General features: G+C 62.3%; 19 protein-coding genes and 1 pseudogene. 14 read left to right on the top strand and 6 right to left on the bottom strand.

The features are described 5' to 3' along the window. The first annotated feature begins 3 nt into the window (after nucleotides 1-3). The 4 genes from FHT70_RS14160 (at nucleotide 4) to FHT70_RS14145 (ending at nucleotide 5,855) form a co-directional block, all read left to right on the top strand. Nucleotides 4-1,251: a glycosyltransferase gene (locus FHT70_RS14160; protein ID WP_183702211.1), complete on the top strand. Its 1,248-nt coding sequence runs from the start codon at nucleotides 4-6 to the stop codon at nucleotides 1,249-1,251. Further along, nucleotides 1,248-2,393 (top strand): glycosyltransferase, encoded by a 1,146-nt coding sequence (locus tag FHT70_RS14155; protein WP_183702246.1) that lies wholly within the window; start codon nucleotides 1,248-1,250, stop codon nucleotides 2,391-2,393. The genes FHT70_RS14160 and FHT70_RS14155 overlap by 4 nt, the downstream gene beginning before the upstream one ends. Before the next feature lie 182 nt (nucleotides 2,394-2,575). Next, entirely contained in the window at nucleotides 2,576-5,290 is a 2,715-nt protein-coding gene (locus FHT70_RS14150; RefSeq protein WP_183702208.1) for an ABC transporter ATP-binding protein, read from the top strand. A 97-nt stretch (nucleotides 5,291-5,387) separates the two neighbouring features. Continuing rightward, the gene (locus FHT70_RS14145; RefSeq protein ID WP_004679746.1) at nucleotides 5,388-5,855 is read left to right on the top strand and encodes a cyclic nucleotide-binding domain-containing protein; all 468 of its coding nucleotides are present in this window, start codon (nucleotides 5,388-5,390) and stop codon (nucleotides 5,853-5,855) included. Between the two features lie 440 nt (nucleotides 5,856-6,295). On the opposite strand, the gene FHT70_RS14140 is transcribed toward FHT70_RS14145, so the two are convergent. Together FHT70_RS14140 and FHT70_RS14135 are read right to left on the bottom strand one after the other, a co-directional pair. Then, nucleotides 6,296-6,826: an alpha/beta hydrolase gene (locus FHT70_RS14140; protein ID WP_097598799.1), complete on the bottom strand. Its 531-nt coding sequence runs from the start codon at nucleotides 6,824-6,826 to the stop codon at nucleotides 6,296-6,298. Between the two features lie 71 nt (nucleotides 6,827-6,897). Next, nucleotides 6,898-8,229 carry an MFS transporter gene (locus FHT70_RS14135; protein ID WP_085780643.1) on the bottom strand — a complete coding sequence of 444 codons (1,332 nt, stop codon included), beginning with the start codon at nucleotides 8,227-8,229 and terminating at the stop codon, nucleotides 6,898-6,900. Nucleotides 8,230-8,607: 378 nt separating this feature from the next. On the opposite strand from FHT70_RS14135, the gene cyoA reads away from it, so the two are divergent. From cyoA to FHT70_RS14105, 6 genes are all read left to right on the top strand, one after another. Next, entirely contained in the window at nucleotides 8,608-9,789 is a 1,182-nt protein-coding gene (cyoA, locus tag FHT70_RS14130) for a ubiquinol oxidase subunit II (RefSeq protein ID WP_183702205.1), read from the top strand. A gap of 42 nt (nucleotides 9,790-9,831) precedes the next feature. Next, nucleotides 9,832-11,835, top strand: coding sequence for a cytochrome o ubiquinol oxidase subunit I (cyoB, locus tag FHT70_RS14125; RefSeq protein WP_097598797.1), 2,004 nt, complete (start codon nucleotides 9,832-9,834; stop codon nucleotides 11,833-11,835). 5 nt (nucleotides 11,836-11,840) lie between these two features. After that, entirely contained in the window at nucleotides 11,841-12,461 is a 621-nt protein-coding gene (gene cyoC, locus FHT70_RS14120) for a cytochrome o ubiquinol oxidase subunit III (protein WP_085781247.1), read from the top strand. Then, complete coding sequence (cyoD, locus tag FHT70_RS14115; protein ID WP_183702202.1) at nucleotides 12,458-12,859, top strand: cytochrome o ubiquinol oxidase subunit IV; 402 nt, start codon at nucleotides 12,458-12,460, stop codon at nucleotides 12,857-12,859. Before cyoC ends, cyoD begins: the two co-directional genes overlap by 4 nt. Nucleotides 12,860-12,898: 39 nt before the next feature. After that, nucleotides 12,899-13,657 (top strand): SURF1 family protein, encoded by a 759-nt coding sequence (locus FHT70_RS14110; RefSeq protein WP_097598796.1) that lies wholly within the window; start codon nucleotides 12,899-12,901, stop codon nucleotides 13,655-13,657. A gap of 135 nt (nucleotides 13,658-13,792) precedes the next feature. Then, entirely contained in the window at nucleotides 13,793-14,986 is a 1,194-nt protein-coding gene (locus tag FHT70_RS14105) for an acyltransferase (protein ID WP_183702199.1), read from the top strand. A 5-nt stretch (nucleotides 14,987-14,991) separates the two neighbouring features. Here the strand turns inward: FHT70_RS14105 and FHT70_RS14100 are convergent, their stop codons facing one another. The 3 genes from FHT70_RS14100 to FHT70_RS14090 all read right to left on the bottom strand — a co-directional run bounded on the left by FHT70_RS14100 (nucleotide 14,992) and on the right by FHT70_RS14090 (nucleotide 19,280). After that, nucleotides 14,992-16,920, bottom strand: a complete 1,929-nt coding sequence (locus FHT70_RS14100; protein ID WP_183702196.1) for a PAS domain-containing sensor histidine kinase — start codon at nucleotides 16,918-16,920, stop codon at nucleotides 14,992-14,994. Between the two features lie 68 nt (nucleotides 16,921-16,988). Next, nucleotides 16,989-18,395, bottom strand: a complete 1,407-nt coding sequence (locus FHT70_RS14095; protein WP_183702193.1) for an FAD/NAD(P)-binding protein — start codon at nucleotides 18,393-18,395, stop codon at nucleotides 16,989-16,991. Nucleotides 18,396-18,662: 267 nt separating this feature from the next. Next, entirely contained in the window at nucleotides 18,663-19,280 is a 618-nt protein-coding gene (locus FHT70_RS14090; protein WP_097598793.1) for an NAD(P)H-dependent oxidoreductase, read from the bottom strand. A gap of 275 nt (nucleotides 19,281-19,555) precedes the next feature. Between FHT70_RS14090 and FHT70_RS14085 the strand changes: the two genes are divergently transcribed. The 4 genes from FHT70_RS14085 to FHT70_RS14070 all read left to right on the top strand — a co-directional run bounded on the left by FHT70_RS14085 (nucleotide 19,556) and on the right by FHT70_RS14070 (nucleotide 25,257). Then, complete coding sequence (locus FHT70_RS14085) at nucleotides 19,556-21,364, top strand: ABC transporter ATP-binding protein (protein ID WP_183702243.1); 1,809 nt, start codon at nucleotides 19,556-19,558, stop codon at nucleotides 21,362-21,364. A gap of 238 nt (nucleotides 21,365-21,602) precedes the next feature. Continuing rightward, nucleotides 21,603-23,501, top strand: coding sequence for an ABC transporter ATP-binding protein (locus FHT70_RS14080; RefSeq protein ID WP_183702189.1), 1,899 nt, complete (start codon nucleotides 21,603-21,605; stop codon nucleotides 23,499-23,501). Between the two features lie 104 nt (nucleotides 23,502-23,605). Further along, the gene (locus tag FHT70_RS14075; protein WP_183702185.1) at nucleotides 23,606-23,920 is read left to right on the top strand and encodes a hypothetical protein; all 315 of its coding nucleotides are present in this window, start codon (nucleotides 23,606-23,608) and stop codon (nucleotides 23,918-23,920) included. Nucleotides 23,921-24,219: 299 nt separating this feature from the next. Then, nucleotides 24,220-25,257 (top strand): LacI family DNA-binding transcriptional regulator, encoded by a 1,038-nt coding sequence (locus FHT70_RS14070; RefSeq protein WP_097598791.1) that lies wholly within the window; start codon nucleotides 24,220-24,222, stop codon nucleotides 25,255-25,257. Between the two features lie 14 nt (nucleotides 25,258-25,271). Here FHT70_RS14070 and FHT70_RS14065 read toward each other — a convergent pair. Next, nucleotides 25,272-26,561 (bottom strand): annotated as a pseudogene (locus tag FHT70_RS14065) (MFS transporter). Nucleotide 26,562 lies beyond the last annotated feature (1 nt).

Genomic DNA, 26,562 nt, shown 5'->3' with positions numbered 1-26,562 from the left:
GCCTTGCCGCCACGCCGCAAGATCCTCGTCGTGCTGAAAGGCTATCCCCGCCTTTCCGAGACCTTCATCGCCCAGGAACTGCTCGGCCTCGAAAGAGCCGACTTCGACCTGACGCTGATTTCCATGCGCCGACCGACCGACAAGAAGCGCCATCCGGTGCATGAGGAGATCAAGGCGCCTGTCGTCTATCTGCCGGAATATTTGCACGAGGAGCCGATCCGCGTACTGAAAGGCCTCGCCGCCGCCTACGGCAAACCCCGCTTCAAAGCGCTGATCAAACGCTTCTTTGCCGACCTCAAGCGTGATCTCTCCCGCAACCGCTTCCGTCGCCTCGGCCAAGCGCTGGTGCTGGCGCGCGAGTGGCCTGACGGCGGCGAGTGGCTGCATGCCCATTTCATCCATACGCCGGCCTCGGTGACGGAATATACCAGCATCCTGACCGGCACGCCCTGGACCTGTTCGGCCCATGCCAAGGACATATGGACCTCGCCCGACTGGGAACTGAAGGAAAAGTTGAAGAGCGCCCGCTGGACCGTCACCTGCACCCGGACCGGCTACGAACACATGCGCATGCTGACATCGCGCAAGCAGGCCATACATTTGAGCTATCACGGCCTCGATCTCGCCCGCTTCGGCCATTTTTCCGGCGCACATTCTGAGAGAACCGGCAACGACCCGGCCGATCCGGCCTTCATTCTCAGCGTCGGCCGCGCGGTCGAGAAGAAGGGCTACGACGTGTTGCTGCGGGCGCTGGCGCTGCTGCCGGCTGATCTCCATTGGCGCATGGAGCATATTGGCGGCGGCGACGAGCTTGCCAGGCTGAAGGCGCTCGCAGCCGAGCTCGGCCTCTCCCGCCGCATTGTCTGGAAGGGCGCCATGGCACAGGAAGACGTGCTCGATCACTACCGCCGCGCCGATCTCTTTGCGCTCGCCTGCCGCATCGCCGCCAACGGCGACCGCGACGGTTTGCCGAACGTGCTGGTCGAGGCCTCGAGCCAGCGCCTCGTCTGCATCTCCACCACGGTATCCGGCGTGCCGGAGCTGCTGACGGACGGCGAGAACGGCCTCATCGTGCCGCCGGAGAATCCGGCGCTGCTCGCCAGCGCGCTGGAGGCGGCGATCCGCGATCCGGCGCTGCGCCAGCGCCTTGGCGACGCCGCCGAAAGGCGGGTGCGCGATGACTTCGATTATCATTCCAGCATCAGGCAGCTCGCCGGCCTGTTCGAGGCCGAATGGCAGAAGGCGTCATGATGGCACCGCGCATCTTTTTCTATGTCCAGCATCTGCTCGGCATCGGCCACATCGCCCGCGCCAGCCGCATCGCCAATGCACTCGTCAGGGATGGCTTCGACGTCACCGTCGTGACCGGCGGCCTGCCGGTGCCGGGTTTTCCCGGCGAGGGTGTGAAGACCGTCGCCCTGCCGGCGGTCGTCGCCAGCAATTCCGGTTTCTCCGGCCTTGCCGATGCCGATGGCCGGCCGGCCGGCGAAGAATTCCTGGCCGCTCGCCGGAACCTGCTGCTCGACGCCTTCCATGCCGCAAGGCCCGACGTCGTCATCATCGAGGCCTTCCCCTTTGGCCGGCGGCAGATGCGCTTCGAACTCCTGCCCCTGCTTCAAGCGATCGAAGAGGCCGAACCGCGGCCAAAACTCGTCAGCTCGGTGCGCGACATCCTGCAGGAAAACCGCAAGGCCGGCCGCGACGCCGAGACGGTCGCCCTGGTCAAGGATCACTTCGACGCCGTGCTTGTCCATGGCGATCCCAGCTTCGTCAGGCTCGAGGATACCTTCCCGCTGACGCCTGAGATCGCCGGCAGGCTGCGGTATACCGGCCTCGTCGCGCCGCCGCCGGCGCCCGAACCGACGGAAACCTTCGACATCATCGCCTCGGCCGGCGGCGGCGCGGTCGGCGCCGAGCTGATCGGCGCGGCGAAGGAGGCGGCGGCGCTGCTGCCGGTCGATCTTCGCTGGCTGCTGATCTCGGGTCCCAACCTGCCGGAGGCCGATTTCGCCAGATTGTCGCGGGACGCAGCCCCGAATGTGACGCTGGTGCGCTTCCGCAGGGATTTTCCTTCGCTCTTGCGCGGCGCCAGGGTATCGATCTCGCAGGCCGGCTACAACACCGTCGGCGACCTCTTGCGCACCGAGTGCCGGCCGATCCTCATCCCTTTCGTCGCCGGCGGCGAGACCGAGCAGACGGTGCGCGCCGAACGGCTGCAGGCGCTGGGTCTTGCCGATATCCTGCCGGAACAGGGGCTGACCTCGGCCCATATGAAAGAGGCTGTCGAAAAGGCGCTGGCAGCGCCTCGGCAGGAGCCGGTCTCGCTCGATCTCGACGGGGCGGAGAAGACGGCTGCCATCATTCGCTCGCTGATTGCCGAATCGCTCGCCTAATTTAAAAGTCCTGTGATATAAGCAGAGTTCCGGCGAGAATCGGCCTGTCTGCAGCCGGTCCCTTCGCCTTGTTTCCATTGCGATATCGGCGGTCCGGCTGCATGGTTCTGTTCTCGACAATTCCTACCCTCCCCGCGCCCGGATCGCGCCTTCGGAATTTCCCAGCACGCTGACGGTTAGCCATGGAAAAGAGCCTCGCCCGCTATATCTGGAAGAACACGCGGCTGCAGCAGCTGTGGATCCTGGCTGTCGTCGCGGCCTCGATGATCCCCTATTTCCTGTCCTTCGATCTGCCCAAGCAGATCGTCAACGGACCGATCCAGGGCGACGGCTTTGAAGGCCCCGGCGCAACTCAGACCTTCATGCATATCGCCTACGACATTCCGCTGATCGGCCATGTCGAATTCTTCAGGGGCGTGCAGCTCGACCGTTTCCAGATGCTGATGGCTCTCAGTCTGGTATTCCTGGCGCTGGTGGTGCTGAACGGGCTCTTCAAGTTCTACATCAACACCTATAAGGGCCGGCTCGGCGAACGCATGCTGCGGCGCATCCGCTTCGAACTGATCGACCGGGTGCTGCGGTTTCCGCCGGCCCATTTCAAGCGGGTAAAATCGGCCGAGATCGCTACGATGATCAAGGACGAGGTGGAGCCGATGGGCGGCTTCACCGGCGACGCCTTCGTCTCGCCTGCCCTGCTCGGCGGCCAAGCGATCACCGCGCTCGCCTTCATCATCGTGCAGAATTTCTGGCTCGGCATGATCGCCGCGGCCATCGTCGGCGTCCAGGCGGTCGTCATCCCGCGCATGCGCAAGCGCCTGCTGGATCTCGGCCGCCAGCGGCAGCTGACGGCGCGCGAGCTTTCCGGCCGCGTCGGCGAAATCGTCGAAGGCATCGGCACAATCCACGGCAACGACACATCCAACCTCGAACGCGCCGATATCGCCTGGCGGCTCGGCCGCATCTTCTCGATCCGCTACGACCTTTACCAGTGGAAGTTCCTGGTGAAGTTCATCAATAACTTTCTCGCTCAGGTCACGCCGTTCCTGTTCTACGCGATCGGTGGTTATCTCGCGCTGCAGGGCCGGCTCGACATCGGCCAGCTCGTCGCCGTCATATCAGCCTACAAAGACCTGCCCGGGCCGCTGAAGGAACTGATTGACTGGGACCAGATGCGCCAGGACGTGCAGGTGAAATATCAGCAGGTCTACGAGCAGTTCAACGTCGAGCCCTTGATCGAGAGCCACATCCAGGAATTGGCGACCGCACCCGTGGGCCCACTGACCAGCGCACTCGTCGTCACCAATCTGACGCTCTCCGACGACAGCGGCGCCCGCCTTGTCGACCACGTCTCGGTCGAAATCAAGCCGAACGAGACGGTTGCGATCGTCGGCCCGAACGGCAGCGGCGCCGAAGCCTTCGCCGAAGCGCTCGGCCGGATGATCTGGCCCGACTCCGGCCGCATCACCATCGACGGACGCGACCTGCTCGAGCTGCCGGAATCGATCACCGGCCGCCGCATCTCCTATGCCTCGGCCGACACCTTCTTCTTCCATGGCACGCTCGCCAGCAATCTACTCTACGGCCTCAAGCACGCGCCGATGATCGACGCCGTCTACGACGAGAAGGAAGCGCAGGAGTATAAATGGCATTCTATCGAGGCGGTGAAGGCCGGCAACCCGACGCTCGACCTCAACAGCGATTGGGTGGATTACCAGGCGGCCGGCGCCAATGGACCGGAAGATCTCCTGAAAGCGATCCGGCCGGTGCTCGACGCCGTGCAGATTTCGCAGGACATCCTCGATCTGGCGCTGCGCTCGAACGTCAATACCGAGGTGCATGTGGCGGTCAGCGACCATGTCGTGGCGCTGCGCGCGTCGCTGCGCGAGCGGCTGCGCGACGAAGGTCTTGATGGCATCGTCGTGCCTTTCGATTTTGACGCCTACAACGCCCAGGCGACGGTCGGTGAAAACCTGCTCTTCGGCACGATGAAGCGGCCGCTGATGACCAATCGCCGGCTTGCCGCCCATCCCTATTTCCAGCAGCTGTTCCGCGAGACGGGCCTCAGCACCGATCTCTACGCCATGGGCCTCGAGATCGCCGAAAACGCCGTCGAACTCTTCCACGACCTGCCGCCGGATCATCCTTTCTTTCAGCAGCTGACCTTCATGACGGCGGACGACATTCCGACCTATCAGGCGCTGCTGCAGAAGCTGCAAAGCCGCCGCTTCGAGGATGCGACACCTGAGGAGCGCTCCGCCATTATCCGGCTGAGCTTCGCCTATATTGAGCCGCGCCATCGCTTCGGCCTTTTGACCAACGAGCTGATGGACAAGATCGTCAGCGCCCGCAAGCAGTTCCATGCGCATATTCCGGCCGATCTAGCCGAGCTGATCGAGCGCTACGACGCCGAGCGTTTCACCCCGTCGGCAAGCCTGATGGACAATGTGCTCTTCGGCCGTATCGCCTATCAGCAGGCCGACGCCTCCGACCGCATCCGCGCCATCATGGGCGAGCTCTTCGACGCACTCGACCTTTATGACGATGTTCTGTCGATCGGCCTCGAATTCGACGTCGGCTCCGGCGGCAAGCGGCTGACCATGGTGCAGCGCCAGAAGCTGAACCTGGCCCGCGCGCTTCTGAAGCGCTCGGACTATTTCGTCTTCAACCGGCCGCTGTCGGCACTCGACCAGCGCGTTCAGGATCAGATCACCCGCAACATCATCGAAGACCTGCATAAGGAAGGTGAGCGCCCGGCGATCATCTGGGTGCTTTCGAATGCGCGGCTTGCCGAAATGTTCGACCGGATCCTGCTCTTCGACCGCGGCGGGCTGGCGGAAGCGGGAAACTATCCGGAACTTTCCGAGAAAAACGGTATGTTCAAGGAACTGTTATCGTAATATTCTATGGGGGCGGCGATGGTAGGCGTTCCCGGGGGAACGCCCGGAATTGAGACGCCTGGTTCCAAGAACCCTGCGTCAGGGGATTGAAACGCTCATGCTGTTGAGAGACGAAGTCGAAATGCTGCGCCGGGTGCCGATCTTTTCCAGGATTGCACCAGCGAAACTCAAGCTTTTGGCCTTCACCTCCGACCGCATGACCTACAAAGCCGGTCAGGATCTCTTCCACCAGGGCGATGTCGGCGATGCCGCCTATGTCATCCTCTCCGGCAGCGCCGATATCATCGTCTCCTCGCCGGCAGGCGAGATCAAGGTCGCCGACGTCGAGCTCAATTCCATCGTCGGCGAAATTGCCATTCTCTGCGATGTCTCACGCACGGCGACAGTGCGGGCCACCTCGCCCCTCGAAGTATTACGCATCAGCAAAGAGCACTTTTTAAAGCTGCTCAGCGACTTTCCCGAAATGGCCGTGGAAATCATGCGCGTGCTTGCCGACCGCCTGAATCACACGACGGCGGAATTGACCGCAGCGCGAGCGGCAAAGCAGCCGCAGATGGCGCAGTAAGATCAAATCAAGATTTCGGCGGCCATTTCTGCGCGCCACGGACGAGGCGCAGCATTTCGACCTGTTTGATGTCCTGACGTGTTGTATTTGCAATGTCCAGCAGATGCAGGCGGCAGGCCACCGCTGCTGCAGCCTTTGTGCCGCGTGGCTGCCCCTCACCCTAACCCTCTCCCCGTAAACGGGGCGAGGGGACGTGCCCAGCGAGAGGCTGGCGGGGAACACTGGGCTCGCGGCTTGCCCCCTTCGCCCCGCAGGCGGGGAGAAGGTGCTGGCAGGCGGATGAGGGGCTGGTGTCCGAGGCGCGAGCCCGTGTCCAAATCCGCCTATTGACGCTGCTCCAGCGCCCTGCTGCAAGGCGAGTGCTGCCGCGCGCAGATGGCGCCGGACAGTAGTAATCGACGAAATTCAGGCCGAAGCGGCCAAGCGACACAGAATACGCCCTATTCAAACGGGCCTCGGCCTTCGACAAAGGCGGCAATATCCGACCTCAACGCAGATCGCGCTGTAAGCGCATCGAGCCGATAAAAATCATGCTGCTTGCCGGCATAGATTTTCCAGCACTGGGGAACAGCGTTGTTCCAGCTTTCAGTTGGCCGGTATGGATCGAGCTCTCCCCAGAAGACCATGGTGGGTATATCGAGGGGAGACGTTTCGAAGCGCAACCTGGTTGATGACACGCAGATCAGCGCCTGGAGTTCAAGACCCTCTCTGACCGCATTCCACAGAGCCGTCCCACCGGCGCTAAAACCGATCCCCAAGCACCCGCGTCCGTCGATCTCACGAAGTGCCCGGATCGCATGCCGCATGCCGTCCTGGTTGAAGAGATGGTCGTGAAGCGCGTCCCCACGTAGATCAGGACGCCCACTCAGGTCGGCCAGTTGCAAACCATGGCGCTGAAAGCTGCCAGCATCCAGCAGCTCGACAAAGGTTTCGGGAAAGCCGTGGATATCGCCAACGACCAAATGTTGCATTTCGACGATGCCGCTCTTCTCTGCGATAGATGCTAAGGCAGCCGCCGGTTTCCCGGCGGACTGTCTCGATCCTATTCCCGCTGTTCCAGCGCCTTGCTGAAGGCCAGCGCGGCCAGCGTGCAGATGGCGCCGGAGAGAAGGTAGTAACCGACGAAGGTCAGGCCGAAACGGCTGGAGAGGCTGAGCGCCACCAGCGGCGCAAAGCCTGCGCCGACCAGCCAGGCGAGATCCGAGGTGAAGGCTGCACCGGTATAGCGATAGCCGCGGCCGAAGCGCGACGAGATCGAGCCTGTCGCCTGGCCGAACGACAGGCCGAGCACGCCGAAGCCGATGATGACGAAAGCGTCGTGGCCATTATTGCCGGAAGCGATCAGGATCGGCCCGATAAAGCTGAAGACGGCGATGATGACGGCGCAGATGGCAAGCTGGGCGCGGCGCCCGATGCGGTCGGCGATCAGGCCCGAGGCGATGATGGCGATGACGCCGACCATGGCGCCGATCACCTGCACCACCATGAAAGTGCCGATCGGCTGGTTGCCGTAAAGGCTCATCCAGCCGAGAGGGAAGATGGTGACCAGGTGGAACATGGCGAAACTGGCGAGCGGCACGAAGGCGCCGATCAGGATGTCGCGGCCGTGAACGCGCAGCACCTGGAGGATCGGTGCGGCCTCCAGCTCATGCTGCTCCAAAAGCGTTCCGAATTCCTTGGTCATGACCAGGCGCAGACGCGCAAACAGCGCCACGACGTTGATCGCGAAGGCGACGAAGAAGGGATAACGCCAGCCCCAGGAGAGGAAATCCTCGCTGGACAGGTTGGCGACGAAATAACCGAAGAGCGTGCTTGCCAGCGCAAAGCCGATCGGCGCGCCGAGCTGCGGGATCATCGCGTACCAGCCGCGGTGATTGGGCGGCGCGTTGAGCGCGAGCAGCGATGCCAGACCGTCCCAGGCGCCGCCGAGCGCGAAGCCCTGGCCGAGACGGAAGAGCGCCAGCAGGGCGATCGACCAGACGCCGATCTCAGCATATCCGGGCAGGAAAGCGATCGAGGCCGTGGAACCGCCGAGCAGGAAGAGTGCAATCGTGAGCTTCGTGCCGCGCCCGTACATCCGGTCGATGGTCATGAAGACGACGGACCCGACGGGGCGGGCGAGGAAGGCGAGCGAGAAGATGGCGAAGGAATAGAGCGTCGCCGTCAGCCTGTCCGGTGCGAAGGGAAAGACGAGCTGCGGAAAAACGAGGACCGAGGCGAGGCCATAGACGAAGAAATCAAAGAATTCCGACATGCGGCCGATCACCACGCCGATGGCGATACTGCCCGGCGAAACCGGCTTGTCGTCGTGAATGCGCCGCGCGTCGCGTTCGAGCGACGACGACGACGGTCCGTAATGCGATGTTGTAGCCATGAAAAACGCCTCCTCGTTAAGGCGCTTCCGGCAAGGCGCCCCAGGCTGATCTTGATCAAACCCGCAGGCTTATCAAGTCCGCAATATGGAAATAGTTCATCATCGCGGCGCAAATCGAGCCGTGTCAGGAAAAATTGCGTGGCCCCAGCCGCTATTTTTCCGGTGCAAAAGCTGGCCTGGCCGGCTCTTGCGGATATATTGAGGGGACATGCGCGCGTAAAAAATCCTTCTCGATTTCATCAGGATTTCAAAGCAGTAGCGCAACATGATTTCTGCCGCACTGCGGCATCTTTGCTGCACTGCGACTTTCCGCCTCATGTCGCTATCGGGTTCAGTGCTTTAGTCGCGGTCAAAACGAAACAACAAGAGCTTAGAGACGTGCAAAAACTCGTGAAGTTTTCCCGCCTTCTATCCGTCTTGCCGCTGCTTTTCCTGGCAGGATGCAACATGGTGGTCATGGCGCCCTCAGGCGACATCGCCGTGCAACAGCGCGATCTCATCGTCATCTCGACGGTGCTGATGCTTTTGATCATCGTCCCGGTGATCTTCCTGACGCTGCTCTTCGCCTGGCGCTACCGCCGCTCCAACACGGCCGCCGCTTACGCGCCGGAATGGCATCATTCGACCCGCCTCGAAATCGTCATCTGGGCGGCCCCCCTGGCGATCATCATTGCGCTCGGGGCCGTCACCTGGATTTCGACGCATAAGCTCGATCCCTACCGACCGCTCGACCGCCTGGATGCCGAGCGCGCCATCCCGGCCGATACCAAGCCGCTGACCGTCGAGGTCGTGGCGCTCGACTGGAAATGGCTGTTCTTCTATCCCGAACTCGGCATCGCCACAGTCAACGAGATGGCCGCCCCTGTCGACACGCCGATCAATTTCAAGATCACCGCCTCCTCGGTGATGAACTCCTTCTACATCCCGGCTCTTGCCGGCCAGATCTACGCCATGCCCGGCATGGAGACGAAGCTGCACGCCGTCATCAACCGGGAGGGCGAATATGAAGGCTTCTCCGCCAATTACAGCGGCGCCGGCTTCTCGCACATGCGTTTCAAGTTCCATGGCCTAACCCGCGAAGGCTTCGACGCCTGGATGGCCAAGGTCAAGCAGCAGGGCACGATGCTCAACCGCGACGCCTATCTGACGCTTGAGAAGCCGAGCGAGAAGGAGCCGGTGCGCTACTATGCAGGCGCCGACGCCGATCTCTACGACGCCATCCTCAACATGTGCGCCACGCCAGGTAAGATGTGCATGAACGAGATGATGCACATCGATATGATGGGTGGCGGCGGCAAGGAAAGTGCTGAAAACCGCGAGAAGCTGCAATACGACAACCGCCATGCCGGTGAAGGCGTCGTCGAGCTTGGGGCCACCGTGCCGGCAACAGGCGTCCCGGCAAAGGCAGAGCCGCCGCGCAATTCCGGAGGCAGCACGCAGCACAACATGCCCGGCATGCAGGGCATGCCCGGGATGGATATGCAGCATGACGGCCATTCCATGCCCGGCTCGGGCAACGGCGCCGACCCGGCGCCGACGCAGCTCAACAACAACAATTAACCTGGCGCTTTGCGTCGCAAGACATAATGAACGGGTTGTTCCATGTTTTCCAATCCTGACCTCCTGAAGTTGATCTTCGGCCGGTTGACCCTCGACGCCATCCCCTATCACGAGCCGATTCTGGTCGTGACCTTCATCGGCGTCGTCATCGGCGGTCTCGCTGTGCTCGGCGCCATCACCTATTTCAAATTCTGGGGCCCGCTCTGGCATGACTGGATCTGCAGCGTCGATCACAAGAAGATCGGCATCATGTATGTGATCCTCGCAGTGATCATGCTGCTACGGGGCTTTTCCGACGCGATCCTGATGCGAGTCCAGCAGGCGATCGCCTTCAACGGTTCGGAGGGCTACCTGCCGCCGCACCACTACGACCAGATCTTCACCGCCCACGGCGTCATCATGATCTTCTTCGTGGCGATGCCCTTCGTCACCGGTCTGATGAACTTCGTGGTGCCGCTGCAGATCGGCGCGCGCGACGTCTCCTTCCCCTTCCTCAATAACTTCTCCTTCTGGATGACCACCGCCGGCGCGATCATCATCATGCTGTCGCTGTTCATCGGCGAATTTGCCCAGACCGGCTGGCTCGCCTATCCGCCGCTGTCGGGCGCCGCCTACAGTCCGGGCGTCGGCGTCGACTATTATATCTGGGGCCTGCAGGTGGCGGGTGTCGGAACGACGCTGTCGGGAATCAACCTGATCGCCACCATCGTCAAGATGCGCGCGCCCGGCATGACCTTCATGAAAATGCCGGTCTTCACCTGGACAGCGCTCTGCACCAACGTGCTGATCGTCGCCTCCTTCCCGATCCTGACGGCAACGCTCGCGCTGCTGTCGCTCGACCGCTATGCCGGGACGAACTTCTTCACCAACGACCTCGGCGGCAATCCGATGATGTACATCAACCTCATCTGGATCTGGGGCCATCCCGAGGTCTACATCCTGGTGCTGCCGGCCTTCGGCATCTTCTCGGAAGTCGTCGCCACCTTCTCCGGCAAACGCCTGTTCGGCTATGCCTCGATGGTCTACGCCACCTGCGTGATCATGATCCTGTCCTACATCGTCTGGCTGCACCATTTCTTCACGATGGGCTCGGGCGCCAGCGTCAACTCCTTCTTCGGCATCACCACGATGATCATCTCGATCCCCACGGGAGCGAAGATCTTCAACTGGCTCTTCACCATGTATCGCGGCCGTATCCGCTACGAGGTGCCGATGCTGTGGACGGTCGGCTTCATGGTGACCTTCGTCATCGGCGGCATGACCGGCGTCATGCTGGCGGTGCCGCCGGCGGACTTCGTGCTGCACAATTCGCTGTTCCTCATCGCCCATTTCCACAACGTCATCATCGGCGGCGTTCTGTTCGGCATGTTCGCCGGCGTGAACTACTGGTTTCCGAAGGCCTTCGGCTTCAAGCTCGATCCCTTCTGGGGCAAGATGAGCTTCTGGTTCTGGCAGATCGGCTTCTGGTTCGCCTTCATGCCGCTCTACGTGCTCGGCCTGATGGGCGTCACCCGCCGCATGAGCCAGTTCGAGGACCCGTCACTGCAGATCTGGTTCATCATCGCCGCCTTCGGCGTCGGACTGATTGCGCTCGGCATCGCCGCTTTCCTGATCCAGATCGTCGTCAGCTTCATGAAACGCGAGGAACTGCGTGACGACAGCGGCGATCCCTGGGACGGCCGTACGTTGGAATGGTCGACCTCCTCGCCGCCGCCGGACTACAACTTCGCCTTCACGCCCGTCGTCCACGACCATGACAGCTGGTACGACATGAAAAGGCGCGGCTACGAGCGCCCGCTCGGCGGCTTCAAGCCGATCCACATGCCGAAGAATACCGGCACCGGCGCCATCCTGTCGGCAATCAGCGTCGCGCTTGCCTTCGGCCTGATCTGGTACATGTGGTGGCTGGTGATCGTTTCCGCCATCGCGCTGCTTGCCGTGGCGATCGGCCATACCTTCAACTACAAACGCGACTTCTACATTCCCGCCGGCAAGGTGACCGAAACGGAGGGCAAGCGCACGGCGCTGCTTGCCGAGCAGGTGTAATGACCATGAGCGATCAAACCATCGATACGGCCGAAAAGCCTGAATTCTACCTGACGGAAGACCATCATCCGGAGGGGAGCACCAATCTCGGCTTCTGGCTCTACCTGATGAGCGACTGCCTGATCTTTGCGGTGCTGTTTGCGACGCACGGCGTGCTCGGCCGCAACTATGCCGCCGGCCCGTCGCCGGCCGATCTCTTCGATCTGCCGATCGTCGCCCTCAATACCTCGATGCTGCTCTTCTCCTCGATTACCTACGGCTTCGCCATGCTGCAGATGGAGCGGAACGCCAAGGCGGAAACGCTGTTCTGGCTCGCCGTGACCGGCCTGTTCGGCGCGGCCTTTATCGGGTTGGAACTTTACGAGTTCATCCACCTGATCCACGAGGGCGCCGGGCCGACCCGCAGCGCCTTCCTCTCCTCCTTCTTCACGCTCGTCGGCACCCACGGGCTGCACGTCACCTTCGGCATCATCTGGCTGATCACGCTGATGGTCCAGGTGTCGATGCACGGGCTGATCGAGGCCAACCGCCGCCGCCTGATGTGCCTTTCGATGTTCTGGCACTTCCTCGACGTCGTCTGGATCGGCGTCTTTTCCTTCGTCTATCTGCTCGGAGTTCTCGGATGAGTTCGCAAGCACCCACCCATGAGGATGCCCACGAGGCGCATCACGGCCACAGCCACGGTCACCAGGCCGGCCATGGCACGTTCCGCAGCTATATGGTGGGCTTTGCGCTCTCCGTCGTCCTGACCGCCATCCCCTTCTGGCTTGTTATGGCCGACGTGTTCGCCAGCCCGGCGCTGACGGCGGTGCTGGTGATGGGTATCGGCGCCATCCAGATCGTCGTCCATATGGTCTTCTTCCTGCACATGAATCCCAGGAGCGAAGGCGGCTGGACGATGATGGCGCTGATCTTTACCCTCATCATCGTCGCCATCGCGCTCTCCGGTTCACTCTGGGTCATGCATCATCTCAACTCCAATATGATGCCGATGAGCCCCGAGATGATGAAGAACATGCCGTAACGGCAAACGAAGGGCGGCGGCAGCGCCGCCCTGAGACCAATGAGCGAAGCCTCCACGCAAAAATCGGAAAGACGGCATTTCCGGGCAAAACGCGCGCTCTTCGCCGTCTGCCTGGCACTGCTCGCCGCCATCCTGTTTGGTCTCGGCACTTGGCAGGTTCAACGCCTGGCCTGGAAGCGCGACCTCATCGCCCGCGTCGAGCAGCGCGTGCACGCAGCCGCCGTGCAGGCTCCGGGGCGCGCCGACTGGGACAAGGTCAATGCCGGCAGCGACGAATATCGCCGTGTGACCGTCGAGGGAATGCTGGCAAACGACAAGGAAACGCTGGTCTACGCTTCGACCGTTCTCGGTCCGGGTTATTGGGTGATGACGCCGCTGATGCTCGCCAACGGCACCGCCATCCTCGTCAATCGCGGCTTCGTGCCGACGGACAGGCGCGACCCCGCCTCGCGCCGCGAGGGTCAGCTGTCTGATGTCATCGAGATCACCGGGCCGCTGCGGATGACCGAGCCGAAGGGATCGCTGCTCCAATCAAACGACGTCGCCGCCGACCGGTGGTATTCGCGCGATGTCGCTGCGATCGCCCAAAAGCGCGGCCTCGGCGCGGTCGCGCCCTATTTCATCGATGCCGACGCCGCTGCCAATCCCGGCGGTCTGCCGGTCGGCGGCCTGACGATCATTCATTTCCCCAACAACCATCTCGTCTATGCGATCACCTGGTACGGGCTGGCGGTGATGGTGCTGGTATTGCTGGTGTTTGTTGTTCGCGCTGAGATCGGAAGAGGCCGCCGGACGTAAGTCGCTGCCGCTTTGCAGCGGTGCAAGCGCTCCGGGAAGCAACAGTTGCACAGCGGTCGTCTCCGCGCTTCGGATTAATCTCTTGTAAAGCGATGTCCGATACTGCTTGCCTGAACAGAACATATAAAGCTGCACATGAGCCGGCCGGATTACATCCCCAGTCTCGATGGTCTGCGCGGTCTCGCCGCGCTTCTGGTCGTGCAAGCGCATATCGGGCTTGTCTTTCCAAACACAGGTTTGCATTTCATCACAATCGGCAGCGAAGCCGTCGGCCTGTTCTTCGCCCTCAGCGGCTTTCTGATGGCCCATCTCTACGGCTCACGACCGGTCACCAAGGAAACCGTCCTGGATTTTCTTGTCAGCCGCTTTGCCCGCATCTATCCGGTCTATCTGGCTGCAGTCCTGCTCGTGGCGGCGCTGTCCGGCATGCAAAGTCTAAACTTCGTTCAGCCGATCATCGGCGGCACGGAGTTTCTCCGCCATGTCTTTCTTATGGGCTCGAGCGGGGTTTTCTGGTCAATTCCACCCGAAATTCAATTCTATCTGTTCTTCCCGATCCTTTGGCTCTGCTTGACCCGCCCGCAGCGCTATAGCGGTGTGATCGCAGGTTTGGCGGTGCTGGTCGTGGTGGATGGTCTGCTCGAGCTGCCGGGACCAGGTATACTGCTTGTTTCCAAGCTCCCCTATTTTCTGTTCGGCGCGCTTGCCGGGGCGATGCATTCCTGCTGGGACAGGTGGAGGCCATCCGCCTCCACCGGCGCTTTCACGCTGTTCCTTCTGGCGGTGTTCTTCACGTACAGGCATGTCTTGCCCGGTTTCTCCCATGAATTCTGGGGGCTTCAAAGTGCGCTCGCGGCAGCCGTCATCGTGGCGCTCGCCGCTCGACAGCCTCCGATCGCAGCCCATGTCCTGGCAGCGGCACCCATGCGGTTCTTGGGCGCGATCAGCTTTTCGCTCTATCTTTTCCACGTCCCCATCACGTTCCTTGTACGCCGGGCTTTCGACGGTCTGATTCCGGAACCGGTACTCGTCCTGGTGGCGCTTGGCGTTGCGGCGGCAGGAGCATGGTTCATTCACGAGACGATAGAAGTCCCGAGCCGACGCCTGTTCGTCGCGTGGTGGCGGCATCATCGGCGGCGCGCAGCCTCGCGCGAAACTCCGGCTGACACTATCGAACAGGCGATCCTCGACCTGCAAGAGACCGAAAAGCGATTGCTGGACGGCGCAAATGCGGCCACGATGGATAAACAGCAAATTCCGACGACCTCAGAACTCGGAGCCGGCCGCACTGTCATTCAGGATAATGGCGACGAGAAGCTTCGCGCCTAGAGCGGCTAACAAGCGATCCGGCTGATCGCTTCGGCAAGCTGCGCCTGCGAGAAGGGTTTGCCCAGGCGAGGCAGATTGGCGGCGCCGGCGCCGTCGGGCAGATCGGCATAACCGGTGGCGAGAATGATCGGCATCTCAGGCCACTCGCTGCGGATCGCCTCGGCGAGCTGCGCTCCCGTCATCCGCGGCATGGCGTGGTCGCAGATGACCAGATCGACCGGTTCCTTGCGCAGGATGTCGAGCGCCTCCGGACCGGCCATCGCCTCGAAAACGGTGTGGCCGAGATCCTCCAGCATCAGCGTCGTATTCATCAGGACCAGGCCGTCGTCATCGACGGCGACAATGCGCAGCCCCTGTGGTGCGTTGTCCGGCTTTTGCGGCATGTCGGCCGATGCTTCGGCGGTCTGTTCGGCAATGACGATAGGAAACCATAGCTCGGCCGTCGTGCCTTCGCCCAGCGTGCTCTTCAGGATGAGCCGGCCGCCGGACTGGCTCGCGAGACCTTGCACCATGGAAAGGCCGAGGCCGGTGCCCTTGCCGACACCCTTGGTAGTGAAGAACGGTGTGACCGCCTGCTCCAGCGTCTTCGCATCCATGCCCTCGCCTTCATCGATCACCGCGATTCTTATATAGCGGCCAGCCGACAGCGGCCCCTTGCCTGCGGTTATCGTTTCCTCGGATGCGCGAAGCATGATGCGGCCGCCGGAAGGCATGGCGTCTCGCGCGTTGACGACGAGATTGAGGATCGCCATCTCCAGCTGGTTGGGGTCGGTGAGGATTGTCGGCAGCCTGACCGGGAAGGAAGTCTCGATCGTGGTGAGGGGGCCGAGCGACCGGCTCAGAATTTCCATCATGCCGCGCACCAGGCCCGAGACGTCGATCGGTTCCATGTGCAGCTCCTGCCGGCGGGAAAAGGCAAGCATGCGCTGCGTCAAGGCGGCACCCCGCTGGGCGCCCTGCATAGCATTGTCGACCAGCGACGTCAGCGAGCGGTCCTGCGGCATGCGCTTCTTCAGGAGTTCGAGACTGCCGAGCACGGCCATCAGCAGATTGTTGAAATCATGGGCGATACCGCCAGTCAATTGGCCGATCGCCTCCATCTTCTGCGATTGGAAAAGCTCTTCGCGCGCCTGCTCCAACGCCCGCTGCGTTTCCATCTTTTCGGTGATGTCGCGGGTGATCTTGGCGAAACCCAGTACTTCGCCGTCTTCGTCGCGAATAGCGTCGACGACGACGCTCGCCCAGAAACGGCTGCCATCCTTGCGGACACGCCAGCCCTCCCTTTCGAACCGTCCTTCGGAGCGCGCGACCCGGAGCGCCTTCTCCGGCAGGCCGGCCGCGCGATCCTCTGGCGTATAGAAGGTCGAGAAATGCCGGCCGATGATTTCATCAGGCCGATAACCCTTGATGCGCTCGGCACCGAAATTCCAACTGCTGACATTGCCGTCAGGATCGAGCATGTAGATCGCATAGTCCGAAACGCCCTGGACCAGGCGGCGAAATTGCTCCTCGCTCTGGCGGATCGCCTGTTCGGCGGCCCTGCGTTCGGTCAGATCGCGGGTGATCTTGGCAAAGCCGACCAGTTCGCCAGAGGGATGGCGGATCGGATCGATGACGACATGGGCCCAGAAGCGGCTGCCGTCCTTGCGCTGGCGCCAGCCCTCCCCCTCATACCGGCCCTCTTTCACCGCCGTGGCGAGGGCGCGCTCGGGGACGCCTGCGGCGCGGTCCTCATCCACGTAGAAACGGGAAAAATGCTCGCCGAGAATTTCGGACGGCTTGTAACCTTTGAAGCGTTGAGCACCGGCATTCCAGCTGGTGACGATACCGTCAGGGCTCAGCATGTAGATCGCATAGTCGGTGATGGCATCGACCAGAAGACGAAAGCGTCCCTCTTCGTCGAAAGACGTATCATGTCGATCCAGCACTTCCATCTGCCCCTCTCGGTTACCAGCGCTCTTAACGCTACAGGGGGCAGAAGGTTCCGAAAATGTCACACTTTTCACATGGCCCTGACCTGCGGATGGAACCGCTCACCGATGTGCTCGGCAGCAGCATAAGCCTGCGAGACGATCTCCGGCACGAGATCGATATCGGGAAGACTGCCGAGGCCGAGCGGACCGACGGCAAAAAGCCCGGCAACCGTCGAACCGTCCGCCAGGAAGGGCTCGCCGCGCGCATTGACCGCCAGCCCGAGCGAAAGTTCGTCCGGCATGGCGAGACCGGCGGAAAACAGGCTCTGCATCAGCGGCGCGGAAAGATCCGGCGCCCGGCAGCGGCAATCGATAATGCGCTCGGCATGGATGACCTCTTCGACAGAGGAGCCGGCCGGCGTGAAGAACAGGCCGCTCAGCCCCTGGCGGCCGGCCCGGCCGCGGCGCAGCACCGTGCGGCCTTCGGCAAGCTCGCGTTTCAGGCGCAGGTGCATGGCCTCCGGCAGGCGATTGCGGTGGCTGTCGTAGATCGCCCGCAAATGACGGTTGAACTGATGTTTGTCGCGGGCCGGCAGCGATCTCCACAGAGAGCGGGCATGTTTCCTGAGACCGTTCATCACCGATTGCCAGCTTCGCCCCTCTTCTTCCGCCTCGCGACAGGCCTGGCGGATGAAACGCACAATGTCGGGCAGGCTCTCCGGCAGCGCTTCGGCCGGAAACACCGGATCGGCGGAATTCGGCGTATGGCTCTGGGGCAGGAAGCCGCGCCGGGAAATGATCGTCACCTGGCCGGCATAACCGGAATCGCGCAGCTGCAGCAACTGATCGACGACGCGAATGCCGCTGCCGAGCAACACGGCATGCGGCCGCGCGACGAGGCGCTGGGCCCTGACCGGCGACGCGCCCGGCTCCTCGGCATTCGGATCGCCCAGGCCGTAGCCGGTGGCGAGAATCACCGTATCGAACAGCGGATTGGCCGGATTGGCGCTTTCGAGCAGGAAGCGGTTGCCGTGGCTGCGGCGGATCGCCACCACGGGATCGTTGCAGACCTGGACGGTGATGTCGCGGCGCACGGCGAGCGCTTCCGAAAAGCGCTGGTAGACATAATCGCTGAAGATCTCCTTCGGCACGAAGATCTGCCGGAAACCGGGAATGGCGGCCGGCACGGCGGCGCGGAAAGCGGCGTTGCTACAGAGCCAGTCGTTGAAATCGTCGCTGTCGCCGACCGAAACAGAGAGATCACGCACGCGGGTGTTGAGGATCGTCGAGGCGCGGGCCGAGGCCAGCGCCTGGCCGCCGCTGACCGACGAATTCGGATCGAACAGTTGCAGATGGAAGGGTGCGCGCACCGTCTTCATCAGCGCAATGGCCGTCATCATTCCGGAGAAGCCGCGCCCGACGATCGCTATGCGCGGCACGGCCGAGATCTGCGCTGCCGCCTTGGCTCTTCCGGAAAAAAGTCCCTGAACCGTCATCGCAACTCCTTTGCGCTTCATTCGCAGCCTGGGGTCGATCGAGGTTTCAACGCGTAAACAGCGGATCACGCGTTGATGAGGGTCACGCGGCCATTGACGCCGCAGCTCGGGGTCCAACCGGGGAACCCCGCCAAGAAAACGAGGGATCCCCTCGCCGATAGTCTATTAAACTGGTCGTGTATGAAAGCGCTAAACGGCACCCCTGGCAAGGGCTTTATTATTTCTTACCATAAGTCATTGATGTAATTGTAAGTTTGTGTGAAGCCCTCAGCCGCCCTCGCCCGGATATTGCTTCGCCTTCAGCAGGCCCGCCAGATGCGCCGTGTTGCGCGCCAGCATATCGACGGCTTTCGTCACGACCTTCGGCACCTTGTCGAGATCGACGAAATTGGTGGAGCCCATCGCCTCTCCGACCCAATAGGCGACGGCATTCGCCGGAATGGTGAAGCCGACGTCGTTCAGCGCCTGGTAGAGTTCGGCCGACACGTGATGGGCACCGTCCTCGTTGCCTACGACGGCAACCGCCGCGACCCTGCCGTAGGACACCATGCGGCCCTGATCGTCCGTCTCGTCGAGGAAGGCATCCATGCGCTCGAGCACCCGCTTGCAGACGCTGGATGGCTGGCCGAGCCAGATCGGCGTCGCCATCAACAGGATATCCGCGGCGAGGACCTTGGCGCGAATATCGGGCCAGTCGTCGTCAGCGCCTTCGTCCGAGGTGACGCCCGGCTTAATGTTGAAATCGGCAAGCCGCATCACTTCGGTCGTAACGCCGTATTCAGCCATCGCCTTGTCGACGAGAGCGATCATCCGCTCGGTCGACGACGGATCCTTGGCATCGCTGGCCTTCAGCGTCGCGTTGAGAGCAAGGGCTTTCAGCGGCATCGGTCTCTCCGTAACGGTTGCCTGACAGGGGTTTGCTGCTGCAACCCATCCGAGCGCCGATTGTTCCCGCGGGGACGCGGGGGGAACCTCACGTAAAAATAACCAGTTGGTGAATTCTTTACTTGAACGCCCGGTTGGAATCGGCAAAAATGACGGTGCTATCAATCCCTTCATGGATTTGCCGTCTTTTCGGGCCAGCGTCCGAGCACCACATCTATTGGAAAAATACCGTGAGCAGCGATGCGTCAACACGCGCGACGAAGCCTTCGGCTTCGATGGCGCTTGCAACTGCGGCAGGCTGGGGCAGAGGCCTCTATACGCTGGTGCGCATCACCGTGATGGCCTTCCGCCATCCCTGGCAGGCCGGCTTTGCGATCGGCGCCACCCTCATCGCCTCGACCTTCCAGCTGATGATTCCCCGCCTTCTCGGCCAGGCCGTCGACCACACGCAGACGGCGATGGGCGGCGGCGCGGCCGGTCAGGCGGCGCAGGACGCGCTTCTGACCACGGCGCTGCTGCTACTCGGCGCCAGCGTGCTGCGCGGTCTCTTCACCATGGTGCAGAACTATTTCAGCGAATCCGTCGGCCACCACATGGGCTACGAGCTGCGGCTGGCCTGCTACGAAAAGATCCAGCGCCTCTCCTTCAGCTTCCATGACACGGTCCATTCCGGCGACCTGATCACCGTCGGCCTGCTCGATCTCGAAGGCGTGCGCATGTATTTTTCGACGGCGCTGGTCCGCATGATCCTGCTGTCGATCCTCATCGGCATCGGTGCCTATATGCTGCTGTCGACCGACGTCGTGCTCGGCCTGCTGGCGCTGTCCTTCGTGCCTTTTGTCGGCTGGCGCTCCTCGGTGACGCAGCTCAGGCTGCGCGCCACCTGGCTCGACCTGCAGGAGCGGCTTTCGGTGCTGACCCGCATCATGGAGGAGAATCTCGGCGGCATCCGCGTCGTGCGCGCCTTTGCCGCACAGGAGCACGAATTGTCGAAATTCGAGGCGGCCTCGAAGAACGCGCTGGCGCTCGCCCATCAACGCGTCGGCATCCGTGTCGTCAATACCAGCGCCATGACCTTCTCCTTCTTCGCCGCCATGGGCCTTGTCCTCTGGGTCGGCGGGGGCAAGGTGATGTCGGGCGAGATCACCGTCGGCACGCTCGCCTCGTTTCTGACCTTCATGACCATCCTGCAGATGCCGGTGCGCCAGCTCGGCCTGATGGTCAACGCCTTTGCCCGCGCCTCCACCTGCGGGTCGCGCCTCTTCAACCTTCTCGACCTTGACATCGCGATCAAGGACGCGCCGGATGCCAGAGAATTGGCGGTGACGGACGGCGTGCTGCGCTTCGAAAATGTCAGCTTCGCCTATCCCGGCGCGGAAAAGCGCACCGTGCTTCACGACGTCTCCTTTGAAGCCAGGCGCGGCCAGACCATCGGCATCGTCGGCCCTCCCGGCAGCGGCAAGTCGACCATCGCCCATCTTATTCCGCGCTTCTACGATGTCAGCCGCGGCAGGATCACCATCGACGGCCAGGACATCCGCAAGGCGACGCTTCAGTCGCTGCGCCGTTCCGTTGCGGTCGTCCAGCAGGATTCCTTCCTGTTCACGACGACGATCGAGAACAACATCGCCTATGGCGATCCCTGGGCGAAGGAAAGCCGCATCGAACGAGCCAGCGAAAGCGCTCAGCTGCACAATTACGTGCTCGGCCTTCCCACCGGTTACGGCACCGTCGTCGGCGAGCGCGGCGTGTCGCTCTCCGGCGGTCAGCGGCAGCGGCTGTCGATCGCTCGCGCGCTGATGCTGAAGCCGGCTGTCATGGTGTTCGACGATTCGACGGCGGCGATCGACGCGGCCACCGAGCAGCGCATCCGCAGCGCCATGCGTCGCTATGCCGCCGACCGCGTGACGATCATCGTCGCTCATCGCCTGAGCTCGCTGATGCATGCCGACCTGATCCTGTTCGTCGAAGACGGAAGGATCGTCGAGCGCGGCACGCATCAGACGCTGCTTTCGCTCGGCGGCCGCTACAAGGCGCTCTACGACCTGCAAGTGCGGCCGGGCGACGAGGTGTTGAGCGCGTAATCATACCCGCTTCTCCCCAGCTGGGAGAAGTGCCGAACAAAGCGAGGCCGATCAGGGGGCGATCCTGAGCGGAAGCGAAGGGCAAATAGGGCGTGCCGTGCGGCCCCCTCATCCGCCCTTCGGGCCACTGACCGGGGTCGAGCCGCGGGTCGACTCGTCCTTCGGACCCCCGCTGGGGAGAAGGGGGACAAGCAATGGGATGCAGGCCACCCGACGTCATGGCCGCAGGAGGAATGTGATGGCCGAGGAACTGGAAACCGAGCGTCCCGACGTTCGCGAGGATGGCCGCCGCCCGCCGCGGGCGGTGGTCGGTTCGCATCGCGTCGAGGAGGAAATGTTCGGCAAGGCCTTCGACGGCAATATCATCAAGCGGATCTGGGCTTTCGTTCGCCCTTACCGTACCCAGGTCCTCTGGGCTGTTGTCGCGGTGTTGACTTTCACCACGATGCAATTGCTGATTCCGCTGATCATCCGCTACGCCATCGACCACGGCATGTCGCCGGGCGGCAATCATGCGGCGCTGATGTGGGCAATCGCCGCCTTTGCCATCGCCATCCTGATCAACTATGCGGCAAGCTACGCCCAGGAGACGCTGGTCGGCAATGTCGCGGAAGAGGTGCTCTTCGACATCCGCAAGGCGATGTTTTCGCATCTCCAGCGGGTTTCGCTCTCCTTCATGGACAAGACCGAGGTAGGTCGGCTGATGTCGCGCCTGCAGGGCGACGTCAACTCGATGCAGGAATTCCTCGAAACCTCAGTACTTTCCGTCGGGGATATCGTGCTGCTCTTCGGTATCATCTTCGTGATGCTCTATCTCGATTTCAAGCTGGGGCTGCTGACCCTCTCCGTGCTGCCGGTGCTGTTCATCGTCCGGCTATTCTGGCTGCCGCTCGCCCGCAAGTCCTTCATGGCCGCGCATGAGACCAATTCGGTTGCGAATGGCGCGCTCGCCGAAGCCATCCACGGCGTGCGCGCCGTCCAGAGCATGGACCGGCAGGGCGTCAACTTCATGCTCTACGACGACAAGGCGCATGCCAATCTCAAGACGCATCTGACCGCGGCGCGCTATGCCCAGGTCATGGTGCCGATCGTCGACAGCCTGACCGGCGTGGCGATGGCACTCGTCATCGTCGTCGGCGGCGCCCGCGTGCTCAACCAGGCGCTCGATGTCGGCGTGCTCGTCGCCTTTCTGTTCTATATCCAGCGCTTCTTCGACCCCATCCGTTCGCTGACGTTGCAATATTCGGTGATGCAGCGCGCCATGGCCTCGGGCCAGCGCCTGACCGAAGTGCTCGACGTGCCTGTTGACATCAAGGACGCACCCGACGCCAAGGCATTGTCGCGCGACATGGACGGATCGGTGGAATTCAAGGATGTCGTCTTCGGCTACAATCCGAAGCATCCGGTGCTGAAACATGTGAGCTTCAAGGTCAATCCCGGCGAGACGGTGGCGCTTGTGGGTCCGACGGGATCGGGCAAATCGAGCTGCATGTCGCTGATCCATCGCTTCTACGACGTGCAGCAGGGCCAGGTGCTGGTCGGCGGCCACGATGTGCGTGACCTGACGCAGGATTCGCTCGGGGCACAGATCGCCATGGTGCTGCAGGAGCCCTTCCTCTTTACCGGCACCGTCTTTGAAAACATCCGCTATCACAAGGTAGATGCGACCCGCGAGCAGGTGATCGAGGCGGCCAGGGCCGTCGGCGCGCATGATTTCATCATGCGTCTGGCCGATGGCTACAACAGCGTTCTCGGCGAGCGCGGCGGCAATCTTTCCCTCGGCCAGCGCCAGCTTTTGAGCTTTGCCCGCGCCCTGGTGGCGGATGCGAAGATCTTGGTGCTCGACGAGGCGACGGCCAATATCGACAGCTATACCGAGATGCTGATCCAGAAGGCGCTGGTGAAGCTGCTCGAAAACCGCACCGGGCTCGTCATCGCCCACCGCCTGGCGACGATCCGCGAAGCCGACCGCATCATCGTGCTGCAGAACGGAGAAATCATCGAAAGCGGCGACCACCGCCAGCTGATGAAGAACGGCAAGCTCTATTCCAAACTCTATAACCTTAACTACGCCTCGTTCGACGATATTCCCGATGATGTGTTGGAAGAGACGACGGCTGAAGAATCGGCGACCTGACGGAGGATGACTTGCGTTAACGCGTGTCGTAAAGATTGAACGAACAAACGCGTTCCTGCCGCATTTCCCTCTTATCCGGGGCAAGTGCCACTGAGGAGAATGTCATGAAGAGAATTATTAGCGGCTTGTTGATCGCGACGGCCCTTGTTGGATCGGCTATTCAGCCTGCTGCCGCACGCGATCACCATCACCATCACGATAACACTGGCCGCATCATCGCCGGCGGCGTCGCCGCAGGTGTCGTTGGAGGCCTGATCGGCGGTGCACTCGCCAATGGCGGCCCGCGCTACGTCGATGAGGGGCCGCGTTATGTCGAGAGCCCCCGCTATGTCGAACCGAGGTGCTGGTATGAGGACCGCGACGTGCGCAACCGCTATGACGGCGGCTATCACGCCGAGACCGTACGGGTCTGCGAGTAGTCCCCAATTGTTGCGACGGTGCCGGTTAGCGCCGCCGGTTTGCTTTCAGCCGAGGTTGCGTCCCGCACCCTCGGTATTTTTTTGCTCAACATCGGCCACATCCGGGCAGAAGATCAGCCCGGTCTTCCGGCTGCCGCACACCCTCCCCAACCGCACCGCTTTAGCCAGCATCAACAGAGCCTCAAGCCTTAGCTTTTCGCAGGCGCCGTCCTGTGGCAAGAAGGATTTGGCAATCGAGGTGTTACGTCCTTTGCGCGTTTTCGATCGCGCGGCGTTGTCAGGGAGGAAGATCGCTGCAGATGAAAGGAATTCGCCAGCTCGCCGAGCATCTCGACATTTCGATCGGGACGGTGTCCCGGGCGCTGAACGGCAAGCCGGACGTTAATGAAGACACGCGCCGGCGCGTGCTCGCCGCCGCCGAAGAGCTCGGTTATGTCGCCAACCAGTCGGGCCGCAGCCTGCGCCAGGGCATGACCAATGTCATCGGGCTGATGCTCGAGGTCAGCCGCGAGACGGTCGAAAACAGCGACGATTTCTTCCTCGGCGTCACCGACGGGCTGCAGAGCGTCTTTTCCCGTCACAAGCTCGATCTGGTCATGCTGCCCTGCCCCGACGACGAGGATCCGCACGAATATCTGAAGCGCATGGTGGCGCGCCGGCTGGTCGACGCGCTGATCATTTCGGCGACGCGGCGCACCGACCGGCGCATCGAGCTTCTGGAAAAGGCCCGTATCCCCTTCGTGGCGCTCGGCCGCAGCGCGTCGGGCGGCAGTTATACCTGGATGGATCTGGATTTCGAGGGCGTAGCGGCACGCGGCGTCGACCGGCTCGTTGCGAAGGGCCACCGGCGGATTGCCGTGGCTGCCCCCTCCTCCGACATCAATCTCGGCTATATCTTCATCGACAGTTACCGTCAGGCGTTGAAACGCCACGGCATTCCCTTCGACCCCGCCCTCATCATCCGTGTAAAGTCGAGCGAGCAAGGCGGCTACCAGGCCGGCCACGAACTGCTGATGCTGGAAGAGCGGCCGACCGCGATCATCCTGATCCACGAACTGATGGCGATCGGGCTGTACCGGCGGCTGGCCGAGGCCGGCATCGTGCCGGGTCGCGACCTCGCTGTCGTCGGCTTCCGCGAAGAGCCGCGCACCCATTTCCTGCAGCCGACGCTGACCTCCTTCCGCATGTCGCTGCGTGATCTCGGCGCCCAGCTCGGCGAAACCCTGCTCGCCACCATGCCGGCCTATGCCGAGCATTATCCGCAGGGAGCCCGCAACAGGATCTGGCCGATGGAGCTTGTTCCAGGCGAAAGCGACGCTTTCACGCTGGCGGGCTGAGACCAAGGCCGATTTCAGGCCCGGCTCGGCGCCGACTGTTCCCGGTTCGCCAGCTGATGTGCGACGACGAAGACCAGCAGGGCGCCGGCAGCAAGGCAGCCGGCCAGGAAGAACATTGGCGCGATCGTGCTGCCGCTCTCATCCTTGATCCAGGGCACGACGTTCTGGGCGACGAAGCCGCCGAGGTTTCCGACCGAGTTAATGGCGGCAAGGCCGGCCGCCGCACCCGCCCCTTTCAGGAAGCGCGAGGGCAGGCTCCAGAACACCGGCTGGGGCGCGAAAATCCCGGCGGCGGCGACGCAGAGGAAGGCGAACTGCACCGTATGGTTCGGGATCAGCGCCGACAGCAGCAGGCAGGCAGCGCCGATGAAGGCCGGGATGACGATATAGGGCGTCTTCGATTGCGCCTTGTCGGCCATGGCGGGAATGGCATAGAGCGAGACGGCGACCAGCAGCCAGGGGATGATGTTGAGGAAGCCGTTGACCGTGTTGCTGACGCCGAAAACCTGGACGATGGTCGGCAGCCAATAGCTAAGGCCATAGGCCGACAGCGGAAAGGCGATATAGCAGAGCGCCATCAGCAGGACGCGCGGATCGACGAGCGCCTTGAAACCGTTTCCGGCATTTTTGCCCATGCCGGCATTTTCCGCAGTGAGCCGGCGTTGCAGCCACTCCTTCTCCTCACGGCTGAGAAACCCTGCGCTCTCCGGCCGGCCGGGAAGATAGAAGAAGGTGACGACGCCGGCAATGACGGCCGGCACGCCAGTTGCCAGGAAGACCCACTCCCAGCCTGCAAAGCCATAGAGGCCGTCGAGATCAAGCAGCACGCCGCCGAGCGGTGCGCCGACGGCATTGGCGATGGCGCTGAAGATCATGAACAGCCCGACCATCCGGCCGCGATAGACCGAAGGGAACCAGAGCGTCAGGAGGTAGAGGACGCCAGGGAAGAAACAGGCTTCGCAGACACCGAGCAGGAACCGCAGGATATAAAACATCGTCGCGTTCTGCGTGAAGGCGAGCGCCACGGTGACAAGCCCCCAGGAGACCAGGATGCGCGCGAACCAGACCCGCGCGCCGAGCCTGTCGAGGAAGAGATTGCTCGGGACCTCGAAGAGAAAATAGCCGATGAAGAAGAGCGAAGCGCCAAGGCCATAGGCATATTCGCTCAGCCCGAGCGCATCGACCATCTGCAACTTGGCGAAGCTGACGTTCTGCCGGTCGATATAGGCGATCAGTTAGAGGATGCCGAGAAACGGCATCAGCTTCCAGGTGATTTTCGAAATCAGCCGCTTCTCATCGACCATC

The organism is Rhizobium sp. BK049, from assembly GCF_014193135.1.
Classification (GTDB): domain Bacteria; phylum Pseudomonadota; class Alphaproteobacteria; order Rhizobiales; family Rhizobiaceae; genus Rhizobium.
This window is presented reverse-complemented; position numbering and strand designations above follow the sequence as displayed.